Consider the following 15064-nt stretch of genomic DNA (forward strand, 5'->3'; position numbering starts at 1 on the left):
GATTACCTGATGAACAGGGTTGATATGCACAGGGTCGATCACTTCTTCAGCGCGGCCAGCGCCTTGCCGAGGAGTGCCTTGCGGTCGGCCGCCGAGGGAACGTGCTCCAGACCGAAGCCCAGCAGCACGGTGTCATCGGTGGTGACCGCTCCGTACGTCTTGAACAGCTCGCCCGACAGGCCCCAGTCCTTGATGACCGCGGGGCTGCCCGCAGGCGGCCCGGGGGTGCTCCAGGCGCCCAGGGACGTCTCGAAGCCCTCGACCGCGCCCGGCGTACCGCCGATCACGACGGTGGCGTTGTCGGCGAGGACGCCGCGTCCGCCGGAGCCGGGGTCGGTGATGTAGCTGAGCGAGATCTCCACCTTTTTGCCCGCGTAGGCGGAGAGGTCGAAGTTGACTTCCTGCCAGCCCGCGGAGGCCCCGGTGAAGCTGTTCCAGGAGCCGCTGGTCCCGGTGGGCGTGCAGGCGCCCGAGCCGAGGGTCAGATAGCGGGTGAGCGCCGGGTGGCCCTTGATGAAGAACCCGGCCTCGCACTCGACGGGCACGGCGGTGCTGGTGGCGCCGCCCTTGTCCGGGAGCGTGGTCCAGTCGTCGGCCCCGGCCGTGTGGGCTTCCAGCACGGCGTGGTCGTAACCCTCCTCCGTGTCCCACAGGAGCTGGGTACGGAAGGTGGGCGAGGCGGACGCGCTCACCCCGGTGAGGTCGATGGTGCGGGTGAGGCGGTTCCAGGCGTAGTCGCTGTGCGTGACGGCCGCCATGGAGGCTCCCGCGTACGGTCCGTACGGGTTGGCGCTGCCGGGGTATGCGCCCGCGCCCGCGCTGGTGAACTGCGGATACGTCTGCGCGGACAGGTTGTCCGAGGTGATGCTGAAGGCTCCGGCGGCGTTCAGCGGGTTGCCCGGCGCGTCGCCGAGGGGGCCGTTGAAGCCGGTGAGCTTCCCGGAGCCGTTGAAGGCTTTGACAGCCGGTGTGGTGGTACGGGAGTAGGCGCCCAGGTAGTACTGGCTGAAGTCGTTCGACAGGGTGCCCCCGCCTAGGTCGACGGAGCCGCCCGCGGTCTCGCCGGCCTCGACGAGCTTGCCGCCCTCGTTGAGGTAGGCGCGCAGCTGGAGCTGGGTGGCGTTGCCAGGCCGTACGGCACCGGTGTAGTGGACGACCGTCTTGAAGTGGTCGAGGACACCGAGCGCGTCGGGCGCGCCGAGGGCGGCGACGTCCCAGACGAGCGCCTTCCTGCCGTTGGCCTTCAGCGCGTCGACGTAGGTCTGCGCCTGTGTGGCGGTCGCGCCCTCCTCGGCGACGACGAGCGCGTCCGCGCGCGGGCGTTCGGCGACCGTGTACGTGAACGGGGTGCTCTTGGTGGGCTTTTTGGCCTTCGTCTCGCCGGTGAACCAGACCTCGACCTTGTCGCCCGGATCGCCGTCGGTGACCTTGGCGCGGTACTCGTCGAAGTACAGGTTGTCGTCCCCTCCGAAGGTCTCACCGCCCTTCCACGCCTTGAGCGCCACGTGGTGCGTACGGCCGCCGTTGACGCGGTACTTGAGTTCCTTGTGGCGCACGGACTTGCGTGCGACGACGGAGACCTCCTGGTCGGCGCCGCGCGAGTACGAGGTGGTGAAGGGTGCCGGGGTGAAGTCGGGGGCGGCGATGCCGACCGAGGACTTCGGCTGGTCGGGCTTGGCCGCGGACTCGGCGACCGACAGCGCGAACGGGATGTTCTTGGCGAACTCCTGCTGGATCAGCTTCTCGTCGTCCGGGAAGGTGAAGACCGAGGCGCAGTCCGCCGCGTTCCAGGCGTCGTCCGGGTAGAGGTTCGACACGGTCTGGCAGGTCGACATCTCCGGGGTGAACATCGCCGTGCCGTTGACGTTGGCCGCGTGGCCGTCCGCCTCGCCGTTGGTGGTGTACAGCTCGGAGGAGAGCTGGGGGTGGTAGCCGGGGATCGCGGAGTTCTCGGGCGTGCCGGCGAGCGACTTGTAGAGGACGTCGTCGGGGCTCGGGGAGGCGACCTGCCAGCCGACCCCGTAGAGGAGGAGTTCGGCGGCGGAGTGGTAGTTGATGCCGTATTTGAAGCCGATGCGCTTCTCGAAGCGGTCCAGGGCCTTGGTCTCGGGCTCCGAACCGGGGGCGGCGCCCCGATAGGTCTCGCTGGTGGGGAACGGGGACGAACCCTCGTTGTCGTAACCCCACTTGTAGGCGAAGTTGCGGTTGAGGTCGACGCCGTCGCCGATGGTGATGGCACCGTCGCCGTTGACGTCCCGCATGTTCTTGCGCCACTGGCGGTCGCCGTCGGTGCGGTGCGTGAAGTCGTAGCCGTCGGGGTTCGCGGACAGGACGAACCACAGCTCGGTCGAGTCGACGATCTTCTTGATGCGCCGGTCCTTGGAGTAGTTGTCCAGGTAGTGGTGCATCAGCCGCCGGGTCATCTCCGGCGTGATCCATTCACGCGCGTGCTGGTTGGACATGTACAGGACGGACGGCTTGGCGCCGTCCTTGGTCTTCTTCGCGCCCTTGGTCAGTTTGAGCGCGAGGATGTCCTGCCCCTGCAGGGTCTTGCCGATGGAGACGACCTTGGTCAGGGCCGGGTTCTCCTGTGCGGTCCGGAGGATCTCCTCCTTGAGGTTTCCGGCTCCGCTGTACGGCCGGAAGACACCGTCCCCGGCGGCGGCCACGCGTGCGCGTGCCTTCGCCGTGAGCGTGTGCTCCTCGAGGTCGACGCCCTTGTCCTCCAGTTGGTCGGCCTGCTTGTCGGTGAGGTAGACCTCGACCGTGGCCGTGCCCTTGTCCGGTGCCTGCTCCCCGAGTTCGTGACCGTCCTGGCCGGCCGCGAGCAGCAGGGGTATCTGCGCCTTCGTGACCTCGGCGCGGAAGACCTTGACCTCGTCGGCGCCGGGCGTACCGGCGTCCTCCGCGGCAACGGCGATGGGCGCGAGTCCCGCACCGCCCAGCACGAGTGCGCCGGCGGCGAGGATCGTTCTCGCTCTGCGTCTCATGTACCCCCCTAGCGTCGATCCGCCGCAGTGGTGGATCAGATGCCAGGCTCATGACAGTTCATGATCCAGTCAAGAGGGCACCATCAACTGACAAACGCCGATACCGGCACCCAAGTGGGCACCGGTACCGGCGTGTTGAGGTTTCGTCAGCCCGTGCTGAGGCTTCGTCAGCCCGCGTCGGCCATCTCCTCGGTGAGGTTGGACTCCGTACCCGGGATGCCGAGGTCCTGGGCCCGCTTGTCGGCCATGGCGAGCAGTCGGCGGATTCGGCCCGCGACGGCGTCCTTGGTCAGCGGCGGGTCGGCGAGGGCGCCCAGCTCCTCCAGGGAGGCCTGCTTGTGGTCCATGCGCAGCCGGCCGGCCGCGGCGAGGTGCTCGGGGACCTCGTCGGCGAGGATCTCCAGCGCGCGCTGGACGCGGGCGCCGGCGGCGACGGCCGCGCGCGCGGAGCGGCGCAGGTTGGCGTCGTCGAAGTTGGCGAGCCGGTTCGCGGTGGCGCGGACCTCGCGGCGCATCCGCCGCTCCTCCCAGGCCAGCACGGACTCGTGCGCGCCGAGCCGGGTGAGGAGGGCGCCGATCGCGTCCCCGTCCCGGACCACGACCCGGTCGACGCCCCGCACCTCACGGGCCTTGGCCGCGATCGAGAGGCGGCGGGCGGCGCCGACGAGCGCCAGCGCGGCCTCGGGGCCCGGGCAGGTCACCTCGAGGGACGAGGAGCGTCCCGGCTCGGTGAGCGAGCCGTGGGCCAGGAAGGCCCCGCGCCAGGCCGCCTCCGCGTCACAGGTGGCCCCGGAGACCACCTGCGGGGGGAGACCTCTGATCGGGCGTCCACGGCCGTCCACGAGCCCTGTCTGGCGGGCCAGCTGGTCACCGCCCGCGACCACCCGGACCACGTAACGGGAACCGCGCCGCAGTCCGCCGGGCGCCATCACGATCAGTTCGGAACTGTGGCCGAAGATCTCCAGGATGTCCCGCTTGAGCCGGCGGGCCGCCATCGCGGTGTCCAGCTCCGCCTCGATCACGATGCGCCCGCTCACCAGATGGAGGCCGCCGGCGAACCGCAGAATGGCGGAGACCTCCGCCTTTCTGCAGCAGGTACGGGTGACGGGGAGCCGGGAGATCTCGTCCTTCACCGCTGCCGTCATCGCCATGGGCCGATCCTTCCATGCATCCGAAAAATACGGTCGTACGCGGCGGCCAACAGCTCCGTATCGTGCCGAGGAGATCCGTCGGTCCGGGCCACCGGCGCCAGCTCGACCGCGGCACCGAACCGCTTGGCGGCATCGGTCAGCAAGTCACGGTCGGGCACGGCGGCCTCGTCGGCAAGCACCACGTCCAGGGCGAGTTTAGGGGCGTGTCGTCCCAAAACCTCCAAATGACGCTGCGGAGAGAACCCCTCGGTTTCTCCGGGCTGCGGTGCGAGGTTCAGCGAGAGTACCCGGCGGGCCTTCGTCTCGGTGAGCGCGTCGAGCAGCTCGGGCACCAGCAGGTGCGGGATCACGGAGGAGAACCAGGAGCCGGGCCCGAGGACCACCCAGTCGGCGTCCAGGACGGCGGCGACGGCCTCCGGGACGGCGGGCGGGTCGTGCGGCACGAGGTGCACGGTCTGCACCTCGCCCGGTGTCAACGCGACGTTCGCCTGTCCCCGTACGGTGTCGACGTCGTCGGGCCGCAGCGGGTCGTGCCCCTTGACCAGGGCCTGCAGTTCCAGGGGTACGGCGGACATCGGCAGGACGCGGCCGTGCGCGCCCAGGAGCCTGCCGACCAGGTCGAGGGCCTGCACATGGTCGCCGAGCTGCTCCCACAGGGCGACGATCAGCAGGTTGCCGACCGCGTGCTCGTGCAGGTCGCCCTTGGACTGGAAGCGGTGCTGGATGACGCGGGCCCAGGTCTGACCCCAGTCGTCGTCGCCGCACAGTGCGGCCAGGGCCTTGCGCAGGTCGCCGGGCGGCAGCACGCCCAGCTCGTCGCGCAGGCGCCCGCTGGAGCCGCCGTCGTCGGCCACGGTGACGACGGCGGTCAGGTCACCGGTGATCCGGCGCAGTGCGGCGAGCGACGCCGACAGCCCCATGCCGCCGCCCAGGGCGACGACCTTGGGCTGGGCGCCCCGGCGGCGCGGTCTGGCGCCGCGCGCCTCGACGGGCCGGCCCGCGCGCCCCTCCGGGGTCATGCGGCGCAGCCTGCTCAGCCGCGGTGTACGTCCCGTCATTCCCGTCCCATGTCCCGGTGCACGATCACGGTCTCCACGCCCTGCGAGGCGAGGCGGGCGGCGAGCTTCTCGGAGGTGGCGACCGAACGGTGCTTGCCGCCGGTGCAGCCGACCGCGATCGTCACATAGCGCTTGCCCTCGCGCCGGTAGCCGGCGGCGATCAGCTGGAGCAGTTCGGAGTACCGGTCGAGGAACTCCTTGGCACCGGGCTGGTTGAAGACGTACGCCGACACCTCTTCGTTGAGGCCGGTGTACGGGCGCAGCTCCGGGACCCAGTGCGGGTTGGGCAGGAACCGCATGTCCACGACCAGGTCGGCGTCCACGGGGAGGCCGTACTTGAAGCCGAAGGACATCACCGTGGCCCGCAGCTCGGGTTCCTCCTCGCCGGCGAACTGGGCGTCCATCTTGGCGCGCAGTTCGTGCACGTTGAGGCTGGAGGTGTCGATCACCAGGTCGGCGTCGCCGCGCAGCTCGCGCAGCAGCTCGCGCTCGGCGGCGATGCCGTCGACGATGCGGCCGTCCCCCTGGAGGGGGTGCGGGCGGCGCACCGACTCGAAACGGCGCACCAGGGCGTCGTCGGACGACTCCAGGAAGACGATCCGCCGGGTGACGCCCTTGACCGCCAGATCGGCCAGCGACTCACGGAGGTTGTCGAAGAAACGCCTGCCGCGTACGTCGACGACGACCGCGATCCTCGCGACGTTGCCCTGGGACCGGGCGCCGAGCTCCACCATGGTGGGGATCAGCGCGGGCGGCAGGTTGTCGACGACGAACCAGCCGAGGTCCTCCAGACACTTGGCGGCCGTCGAGCGGCCGGCTCCGGACATGCCGGAGATGATCACCAGCTCGGGGATGGCCGCTTCCGGAACCCCGGCTGTCTCGATGCCCGTACCCACTTGCTCTCCGTCTTCCTGGCCCGGTGGTTCCTGGCCCGCCGAGGCGCCCGGTGCGGGGCCCTCGGCGTGCCGCGAGCGATCGTCACCCGCCTGCTTGTGACCCGCCTGGCCCTGCGCTGTGTGCTCGGGCCTCGGTGTCTCGTGCTCGGTCATGTCTCCTGCCCCCGTCGCTCGTCCGGGGCGCCCGCGGTCACGGGCTCCCCCGAGGAACCCTCCCTCGTTTCGGGTTCCCCGTCCTGCGTGTGTGCCGTGTCGGCAGTGTCCGCCGCCTCTTCGGTCTCCTGCGTCTCGTCCGTGTAACCAATGATCTCTCCGGTCGCCATGTTGACGGCGGGGGCGGCCGGGGCGGCCTGCGCGAGAGCCACGGCGATCGTCTCGGCCGTCTTGAGGCCTATGCCGGGTACCTCGCGGATCTGGTCGATTGTGGCGGACCGCAGCTTCTTCACCGAGCCGAAATGCTTGATGAGCGCCTGTTTCCGGGATTCGCCGAGGCCGGGTACATCGTCCAGGACGCTCGTCCGGAAGCGTTTGGCCCGTTTGACGCGCTGATATGTGATCGCGAAGCGGTGGGCCTCGTCACGCACGCGCTGGAGCAGATACAGGCCCTCACTGGTGCGGGGCAGGATCACCGGGTCGTCCTCGCCGGGAACCCAGACCTCCTCCAGGCGCTTGGCGAGGCCGCAGACGGCGATGTCGTCGATGCCCAGCTCGTCCAGCGCCCGCTGGGCGGCGGCGACCTGCGGCTGCCCGCCGTCGACGACGACGAGCTGCGGCGGATAGGCGAACCGCTTGGGCCGCCCGTCGTCGTCCTTCAGCTCACCGCCCAGCTCGCCGCCCAGTTCCTGACCGGGATCCTGCCCGGGTTCCTGGCCGTCCGCCCATTCGCCGGTCTTCTCCTTCTCGGCGATGTAGCGCCTGAAGCGGCGGCTGATCACCTCGTGCATGGACCGGACGTCGTCCTGTCCTTCGCCGTGCCAGACCTGCGTGTCTCCGACACGACCCTTGATCTGGAAGCGGCGGTACTCGCTCTTGCGCTGCAGACCGTCCTCGAAGACGACCATGGACGCCACCACGTCGTCTCCCTGGAGGTGGGAGATGTCGTAGCACTCGATCCGCAGCGGGGCGCTGTCCAGGCCGAGCGCCTCGGCGATCTCCTCAAGGGCGCGCGAGCGGGTCGTCAGGTCGGAGGCGCGCTTGGTCTTGTGCAGCACGAGCGACTGCTGCGCGTTGCGCTGCACGGTCTCCATGAGGGCCTTCTTGTCGCCGCGCTGCGGGATGCGCAGCGAGACCCCGGATCCGCGCCGCTCCGCCAGCCACTCCTGGACGGGCTCCAGCGGGTCGGGCAGCGCGGGGACGAGGACCTCCTTGGGCACGGAGTCGCCCTTCTCCTCGCCGTAGAGCTGCTGGAGGGCGTGCTCGACGAGGGCCCCGGTGGTGATCTCCTCGACCTTGTCGGTCACCCAGCCGCGCTGGCCGCGCACCCGCCCGCCGCGTACGTGGAAGATCTGCACGGCCGCTTCCAGCTCGTCCTCGGCGACCGCGATCAGGTCGGCGTCGGTCGCGTCGGCGAGCACGACCGCGCTCTTCTCCATGGCCTTGCGCAGGGCCTCGATGTCGTCGCGCAGACGGGCCGCCCGCTCGTACTCCATCTCCTCGGCCGCTTCCGTCATCCGCTGTTCGAGGCGGCGGATGTACGTCCCCGTGCGGCCGGCCATGAAGTCGCTGAACTCGTCGGCCAGATCGCGGTGTTCCTCGGCCGAGACGCGGCCCACACAGGGCGCCGAGCACTTGCCGATGTAGCCGAGGAGACAGGGCCGGCCGGTGCGGGCCGCGTTCTTGAAGACCCCGGCCGAGCAGGTGCGCACCGGGAAGACGCGCAGGAGCAGGTCCACGGTGTCGCGGATCGCCCACGCGTGCCCGTACGGCCCGAAATAGCGGACGCCCTTGCGCTTCTGACCGCGCATCACCTGCACGCGCGGGTACTCCTCGTTCATCGTGACCGCGAGATACGGGTAGCTCTTGTCGTCGCGGTACTTGACGTTGAAACGGGGGTCGAACTCCTTGATCCAGGAGTACTCCAGCTGCAGCGCCTCGACCTCCGTGGACACCACCGTCCACTCCACGGAGGCCGCCGTGGTGACCATCGAGCGGGTGCGCGGGTGGAGGCCGGCCAGGTCCTGGAAGTAGTTGGCGAGGCGCTGGCGCAGGCTTTTCGCCTTCCCGACGTAGATCACCCGGCGGTGCTCGTCGCGGAATTTGTACACCCCGGGAGAGTCCGGGATCTGTCCCGGCTGGGGGCGGTAGCTGGAGGGGTCGGCCATGTCTCACACCCTACTGGCGGGGTGTGACAGCGCGGCGGTCCTGTGGACCGAAGCCCCCGGTCCCGGGGTCGGGCGGGCGGGAAGGTGAGCCTCAGCTGTTGCGTCTGTTGCGCCTCAGGTGTTGTCCCGCCTTGGTCAACACGCTTCAATGCGGGGGAACTCGGGGGCGCTGAACGACCGCGCACACCCGTCAGGACACGGGGCACGAGGACACCAGGACACAGGGGCGAGAACGCCGTGGACGCCCGCCGGGCAACCCGGTTCGCCCCACGCACGCGGTCCGACCAGCCGCCGCGATCATTCACAGAAGGGCCCCCTGCATGCGACAAGGCACACCGCACGCGGACGACGTCGTCGCGGAGGACACCCCCGCGGAACTGGACACGGCTCTGCGAAACGGCCCCTTCCACGTGGCCCTGCGGGCCGCGATCACCGCTCGCGGTCTACCGCTGCAACGCGTCCAGCACCATCTGTGGCGGTACGGGGTCAAGGTCGGCGTCACCAGCCTGAGTTACTGGCAGCAGGGCGCCCGCCGCCCGCAGCGCCCCGAGTCGCTGCGGGCCGTCAGGGCCCTGGAGGAGATCCTCCAGCTGCCGGACGAGGCGCTGATCCGGCTGCTCTCCCAGGACGAGGAGCGCGCCGGCGTCCAGCGCCACGCCGGTCGCTCGTACCGCTCCCTGGTGGAGGCCTCCGGCGCCCTGGAACAGCTGCTGACGGAGCTGTCGGCGCCGCTCGACGGCGACCTGCACACGCTCGGCCTGCACGAACGGGTGCGGATCGGCACCCACCGTGAACTCCTCACCCGGGAGTCCCACCACATCGTGCGCGCCCACCGGGACGACACCGACCGTTTCGTCGCCGTGCACCACGGCGACCCGGGCTGCGCGCCGGACCGTATGTCGGTCCACGCGCTGGAGAACTGCCGCACGGGACGGGTACGCCGGCACCACGAGACCGGAGTGCTCGTCGCCGAGCTCCTCTTCGACACCCGGTTGCGCGCGGGCGACACCTTCCTGTTCCGGTACGCAGTCGAGGACGGCACCGCGGGGGTGTCCCGTGAGTACGTGCGCGGATTCGGTGTCGCGGGCGGCCAGTACGCGCTCCAGGTCCGCTTCGACGACGGTTCCCTGCCGGTGCGCTGCCACCGGTTCGCCCAGCACTCGGCCGCGGCCCCGCGCAGCGGGCGCCAGGACCTGCCCGTGAGCGCCCGCCACCGCTCGGTCCACCTCGTGGAACCCAGGCTGCGGCCGGGGCTCCTGGGCATCGGCTGGGACTGGGAGTAGCGGCTCCCGGCTTGCGTAAGCGCTTACGTAAACGCTTACGCAAGCGTTTACGTCCCGTCGTGGATGCGGTACGTTGCCGCCATCGCACCCGGTCCGGGACGAAAGGCGGGGACCCATGGCGACGATGGCCGACGTCGCACGGCACGCCGGTGTGTCCGTGGCGACCGTCTCCCATGTACTGAACGAGACCCGTGTCGTGCGTCCCGCGACCCGCCAGGCCGTGCTCGACGCGATCGAGGTGCTGGGCTACACCCCGAACACGCTGGCCCGTTCCCTGGTCACCGCACGGACCCGGTCCATCGGGCTCGCGGTGTCGGCGATCAGCAACCAGTACTTCACGGAGATCCTCCAGGGCGTCGAGGCCGGCGCCCTGGAACACGGCTACAGCCTGCTCATCGCCGACCCGCACGACGACCCGGAGCACGAGCGCAAGGTCGTCCAGCTGCTGCACGAGCGCCGCGTGGACGGCATGATCGTGGCCCCCTCGGCGGATCCCGGCGCGCTGATCGCCTATCTGACCCGGCACGACGTACCGACGGTGTTCCTGGACCGGTTGCTCGACACTCCTGCCGACAGCACTCCGCGCTTCGACCAGGTGTGTGCCGAGAACGCCGAGCCCATGGCCCTGGTGATGGACCACCTCATCTCCCTCGGCCACAAACGCATCGGGCTCGTCGCCGGACGCCGCGGCCTCAGCACGACGGCGGAACGGATCGCCGGCTACCGCATCGGCCTCGCCTCCGCCGGGCTCCCCCACGACGAACGCCTGGTGGTCCACGGCGACTCCGAGTCGGAGGGCGCCGAGCGGGCCACCGCCGCCCTCCTCGACCTCGCGGCGCCCCCGACCGCCCTGGTCACCGCCGACAACGCGATGACGATCGGCGCCCTGCGTGCCGTGCGGGAGCGGGGCCTCACCGTGCCGGAGGACGTTGCGCTGTGCTGCTTCGGCGACTTCGCCTGGGCCGATCTCTTCACCCCGGGGCTGACCGCGATAGCGCTGCCCGGCAGGGACATCGGCGCCCAGGCCGTGCGTCTGCTGCTGGACCGGCTGGCCGACCCGGACCGCCCGGCCCGCACCGTGCGCCTCCCGTGCACGTTCGTCCATCGCGAGTCGTGCGGCTGCGCCGACCGGAAACACCCCGCCAACGCCCCGCAGTCCGGGAAAGGACCCGTTTCGTGATCGTCGTCGCCGGTGAGGCCCTGATCGACCTGGTACCGCGCACGGCGGGCGCCCTCGCGGAGCTGCGTCCGGCGCTCGGCGGCGGGCCCTACAACACGGCGGTGGCTCTCGGCCGCCTCGGTTCCCCGACCGCGTTCTGTTCCCGCGTCTCGTCCGACGCCTTCGGCGAGGCACTGCTCGACGGACTCCGTGAAGCAGGCGTCGAGGTGTCGTCCGTGCAGCGCGGCAGCGAGCCGACCACCCTCGCGGTGGCCTCCATAGGCGTGGACGGCTCCGCCGCCTACTCCTTCTATGTCGAGGGCACAGCGGACCGGTTGTTCACGGCACCCGCCCAACTCCCGGACTCGGCCCGGGCGGTGTCCTTCGGTACCTGTTCACTGGTCCTGGAGCCGGGTGCGAGCGCGTACGAGGAACTGTTGCGGAGCTGCGCCGCCCAGGATGTGTTCACGGCGCTCGACCCGAACATCAGGGCGGTGCTCATTCCCGACGCTGACGCCTACAGGGCTCGTTTCCTGAGCTGGCTACCCTCGGTGTCGCTGCTGAAGCTCTCGGAGGAGGACGCGAGGTGGCTCGGCGGAAGCCCGCGCGAATGGCTGGCTGCCGGCCCCGCCGCCGTCGTGGTCACCCGGGGCGGGGACGGGCTGACCGTCTTCACGCGTGACGGCGCGGAACACTCCGTCCCCGGCGAGAAGGTCGACGTCGTGGACACCATCGGCGCCGGCGACACCGTGAACGCCGCCCTGCTGCACGGACTGTCGGCCCGGGACGCCCTCTCCCCGGCGGCCCTGGCCGCTCTCGGCCCCGACGACTGGACCGACCTGCTCCGTTTCGCCGCCCGCGCCGCCGCGATCACCTGCTCTCGAGCAGGAGCGGAACCGCCGTACGCGGCCGAGCTGGGCGCACCGTAGAGGCAGGTACGCACACGGCGGCCCGCGGGGAGTTCCCGCGGGCCGCCGTGTTCGACGTACTGTCCGAGTTCGTCGGCACCGGGTGCCGCTCGTCGGCGGTTCAGGCCTTGCGGGCCCTGGTAGTCGTCGTCTTCTTCGCCGGAGCGGCCTTCTTCGTGGCCGCGGCCGTCTTCGTCGCCGTCGACCTGGCCGCGACCGTCTTCTTGGCGGCCGTCTTGCGCGGGGCCTTCACCGAGGTGCCGTCGCTGACCCGCTCGGCACCCAGGATCTCGCGCAGGAACTTGCCGGTGTGGCTGGCGGGGATCCCGGCGACCTCCTCGGGCGTGCCCTCGGCGACGACGAGACCGCCGCCGGCCCCGCCCTCGGGGCCCATGTCGACGACCCAGTCGGCGGTCTTGATGACGTCGAGGTTGTGCTCGATGACGATGACCGTGTTGCCCTTGTCGACCAGGCCTGAGAGGACCTTGAGGAGCTTGCTGATGTCCTCGAAGTGCAGACCGGTGGTCGGCTCGTCCAGGACGTACACCGTGCGGCCCGTGGAGCGCTTCTGAAGCTCGCTGGCGAGCTTCACGCGCTGGGCCTCACCGCCGGACAGGGTCGTCGCGGACTGGCCGAGCCTGACGTAGCCGAGGCCGACGTCGTGAAGCGTGTTGAGGTGGCGGGCGATCGCGGGGACGGCCTCGAAGAAGTGCCGGGCCTCCTCGATCGGCATGTTCAGGATGTCCGCGATGGACTTGCCCTTGTAGTGGACCTCCAGGGTCTCCCGGTTGTAGCGGGCGCCGTGGCAGACCTCGCACGGGACGTACACGTCCGGGAGGAAGTTCATCTCGATCTTGATCGTGCCGTCGCCCGCGCAGTTCTCGCAGCGTCCGCCCTTGACGTTGAAGGAGAAGCGGCCGGGCAGATATCCCCGCACCTTCGCCTCGGCCGTCTCCGCGAACAGCCTGCGTACGTGGTCGAAGACACCGGTGTACGTCGCCGGGTTCGACCGCGGGGTGCGGCCGATGGGCGATTGGTCGACGTGGACGACCTTGTCGACGAGGTCGTCGCCGTCCACGCGCGTGTGGCGGCCGGGCACGCTGCGGGCGCCGTTGAGCTCACGGGCGAGGTGCGTGTACAGGATGTCGTTGACCAGCGTCGACTTGCCCGACCCGGACACCCCGGTGACCGCGGTGAGCACTCCCAGCGGGAACGACACGTCGATGTCCCGCAGGTTGTTCTCGCGGGCGCCGTGCACGGTGAGCCGGCGGGACGGGTCCTGCGGGCGCCGGATGTCGGGCAGCGGAATGGCCTTCTTGCCGGACAGGTACTGGCCGGTCATCGACTCGTCGTTGGCGAGCAGTTCCTTCAGGGAGCCGCTGTGCACGACCTTGCCGCCGTGCTCGCCCGCGCCGGGACCGATGTCGACGATCCAGTCGGCGACCTTGATGGTGTCCTCGTCGTGCTCGACGACGATGAGCGTGTTGCCCATGTCCCGCAGCCGGACCAGGGTCTCGATCAGCCGGTGGTTGTCGCGCTGGTGCAGACCGATGGAGGGTTCGTCGAGGACGTACAGGACGCCGACCAGGCCCGAGCCGATCTGGGTCGCGAGGCGGATGCGCTGGGCCTCGCCGCCGGAGAGGGTGCCGGCCGCGCGGTTCAGCGAGAGGTAGTCCAGGCCGACGTCGACCAGGAACTTCAGCCGTTCGTTGACCTCCTTGAGCACCCGCTCGGCGATCTTCTTGTCGCGGGCGTCGAGCTTCAGCTGCGCCAGGAAGTCCGCGCAGTCGCTGATCGACATCGCGGCGACCTCGGCGATGGACCTCTCCATGACCGTGACCGCGAGGACGATCGGCTTGAGGCGGGTGCCCTGGCAGGTGGGGCAGGGCACCTCGCGCATATAGCCCTCGAAGCGCTCCCGGCTGGCGTCGCTCTCGGACTCGCTGTGCCGCCGCTTCACGAACGGGACGGCGCCCTCGAAGGGCGTGGTGTACACGCGCTCCCTGCCGTACCGGTTGCGGTAGCGCACCTCGATCTGGGTCTTGTGGCCGTGCAACAGCGCCTTCCTGGCACGCTGCGGGAGACCGGCGAACGGGATGTCCGTACGGAATCCCAGCGCGTCCGCGAGGGCGGTGATGAGGCGGCTGAAGTAGTCCTTGGTGTGGCCGTGCGACCAGGGGTGGATGGCGCCGTCGTCGAGGGACTTGTCCTCGTCGGGGACGATCAGCTCGGGGTCGACCTCCATGCGTGTGCCGATGCCCGTGCAGTCGGGGCAGGCGCCGAAGGGCGAGTTGAAGGAGAAGGAGCGGGGCTCCAGTTCCTCGAAGGACAGGTCGTCGTACGGGCAGTACAGGTGCTCCGAGTACATGCGCTCGCGCTCGGGGTCGTCCTCGGGGAGGTCGACGAAGTCGAGCACGACCATGCCGCCGGCGAGACCGAGGGCGGTCTCCACGGAGTCGGTGAGCCGGCGCTTGGCGGTGTCCTTGACGGTGAGGCGGTCGATGACCACCTCGATGGTGTGCTTCTCCTGCTTCTTCAGCGCGGGCGGGTCGGACAGCTGGATCGTCTCGCCGTCCACCCGCGCGCGGGAGTAGCCCTTGGTCTGGAGGTCCGCGAACAGGTCGACGAACTCGCCCTTGCGCTCGCGCACCAGCGGCGACAGCACCTGGAAGCGGCTCCCCTCCGGCAGCTCCAGGACCTTGTCGACGATGGCCTGCGGCGACTGGCGCGAGATGGGGCGTCGGCACTCGGGACAGTGCGGCTTGCCGATGCGCGCGAAGAGCAGGCGCAGATAGTCGTAGACCTCGGTGATCGTGCCGACCGTCGAGCGCGGGTTGCGCGAGGTCGACTTCTGGTCGATCGAGACGGCCGGCGAGAGGCCCTCGATGAAGTCGACGTCCGGCTTGTCCATCTGGCCGAGGAACTGGCGGGCGTACGACGAGAGCGACTCGACGTAGCGGCGCTGGCCCTCGGCGAAGATCGTGTCGAAGGCCAGGGAGGACTTGCCCGACCCGGACAGGCCCGTGAAGACGATGAGCGAGTCGCGCGGGAGGTCGAGCGAGACATTTTTGAGATTGTGCTCGCGCGCGCCACGGACGATGAGACGGTCGGCCACGCCGGTCCGCACCTTTCTTGAGAGAAGTGACAGGGGCGGGGCCCCCGTGCTTTCTCAGACTAGGGGGAGCCACTGACAACGCCGGTCGGATTCCTGGGGCGGTAACAATCCCCGGCCATCCAGCATGCCCGACGCCGCACTCGACCATATAGCACGCACATTCGATTTGCGGGCCTGGTGAGC

At 70.1% G+C, this 15064-nt stretch carries 9 protein-coding genes; 3 read left to right on the top strand and 6 right to left on the bottom strand.

Features of this window, described 5'->3' with window-relative positions; all coding sequences use genetic code 11:
- Positions 1–38 precede the first annotated feature (38 nt).
- The 5 genes from ABZ855_RS19180 to uvrC all read right to left on the bottom strand — a co-directional run bounded on the left by ABZ855_RS19180 (position 39) and on the right by uvrC (position 8416).
- A complete protein-coding gene (locus ABZ855_RS19180; RefSeq protein ID WP_360808244.1) occupies positions 39–2990 on the bottom strand; it encodes a M14 family zinc carboxypeptidase in 2952 nt (983 codons plus the stop codon).
- 167 nt (positions 2991–3157) lie between these two features.
- Positions 3158–4141: a DNA-binding protein WhiA gene (gene whiA, locus ABZ855_RS19185; RefSeq protein WP_053744887.1), complete on the bottom strand. Its 984-nt coding sequence runs from the start codon at positions 4139–4141 to the stop codon at positions 3158–3160.
- Positions 4132–5199 carry a uridine diphosphate-N-acetylglucosamine-binding protein YvcK gene (gene yvcK / locus ABZ855_RS19190; protein ID WP_360808246.1) on the bottom strand — a complete coding sequence of 356 codons (1068 nt, stop codon included), beginning with the start codon at positions 5197–5199 and terminating at the stop codon, positions 4132–4134. Before yvcK ends, whiA begins: the two co-directional genes overlap by 10 nt.
- Positions 5196–6248, bottom strand: coding sequence for an RNase adapter RapZ (gene rapZ, locus ABZ855_RS19195; protein ID WP_319199663.1), 1053 nt, complete (start codon positions 6246–6248; stop codon positions 5196–5198). The genes yvcK and rapZ overlap by 4 nt, the downstream gene beginning before the upstream one ends.
- Positions 6245–8416: an excinuclease ABC subunit UvrC gene (gene uvrC / locus ABZ855_RS19200; protein WP_360808248.1), complete on the bottom strand. Its 2172-nt coding sequence runs from the start codon at positions 8414–8416 to the stop codon at positions 6245–6247. The genes rapZ and uvrC overlap by 4 nt, the downstream gene beginning before the upstream one ends.
- A 320-nt stretch (positions 8417–8736) precedes the next feature.
- On the opposite strand from uvrC, the gene ABZ855_RS19205 reads away from it, so the two are divergent.
- The 3 genes from ABZ855_RS19205 to ABZ855_RS19215 all read left to right on the top strand — a co-directional run bounded on the left by ABZ855_RS19205 (position 8737) and on the right by ABZ855_RS19215 (position 11787).
- Positions 8737–9699, top strand: coding sequence for a hypothetical protein (locus tag ABZ855_RS19205; RefSeq protein ID WP_360808250.1), 963 nt, complete (start codon positions 8737–8739; stop codon positions 9697–9699).
- Positions 9700–9814: 115 nt separating this feature from the next.
- Positions 9815–10879 (top strand): LacI family DNA-binding transcriptional regulator, encoded by a 1065-nt coding sequence (locus ABZ855_RS19210; protein ID WP_360808252.1) that lies wholly within the window; start codon positions 9815–9817, stop codon positions 10877–10879.
- Complete coding sequence (locus ABZ855_RS19215; RefSeq protein WP_360808254.1) at positions 10876–11787, top strand: carbohydrate kinase; 912 nt, start codon at positions 10876–10878, stop codon at positions 11785–11787. Before ABZ855_RS19210 ends, ABZ855_RS19215 begins: the two co-directional genes overlap by 4 nt.
- A gap of 100 nt (positions 11788–11887) precedes the next feature.
- On the opposite strand, the gene uvrA is transcribed toward ABZ855_RS19215, so the two are convergent.
- Entirely contained in the window at positions 11888–14881 is a 2994-nt protein-coding gene (uvrA, locus tag ABZ855_RS19220; RefSeq protein ID WP_360808256.1) for an excinuclease ABC subunit UvrA, read from the bottom strand.
- Positions 14882–15064: the final 183 nt, after the last annotated feature.

Source organism: Streptomyces sp. NPDC047042, from assembly GCF_040644035.1.
Classification (GTDB): domain Bacteria; phylum Actinomycetota; class Actinomycetes; order Streptomycetales; family Streptomycetaceae; genus Streptomyces.

Coding starts and splice junctions, on each gene's coding strand:
- ABZ855_RS19180 (WP_360808244.1), bottom strand. CDS start 2,990: ATGAGACGCAGAGCGAGAACGATCCTCGCCGCCGGCGCACTCGTGCTG.
- whiA (WP_053744887.1), bottom strand. CDS start 4,141: ATGGCGATGACGGCAGCGGTGAAGGACGAGATCTCCCGGCTCCCCGTC.
- yvcK (WP_360808246.1), bottom strand. CDS start 5,199: ATGACGGGACGTACACCGCGGCTGAGCAGGCTGCGCCGCATGACCCCG.
- rapZ (WP_319199663.1), bottom strand. CDS start 6,248: ATGACCGAGCACGAGACACCGAGGCCCGAGCACACAGCGCAGGGCCAG.
- uvrC (WP_360808248.1), bottom strand. CDS start 8,416: ATGGCCGACCCCTCCAGCTACCGCCCCCAGCCGGGACAGATCCCGGAC.
- ABZ855_RS19205 (WP_360808250.1), top strand. CDS start 8,737: ATGCGACAAGGCACACCGCACGCGGACGACGTCGTCGCGGAGGACACC.
- ABZ855_RS19210 (WP_360808252.1), top strand. CDS start 9,815: ATGGCGACGATGGCCGACGTCGCACGGCACGCCGGTGTGTCCGTGGCG.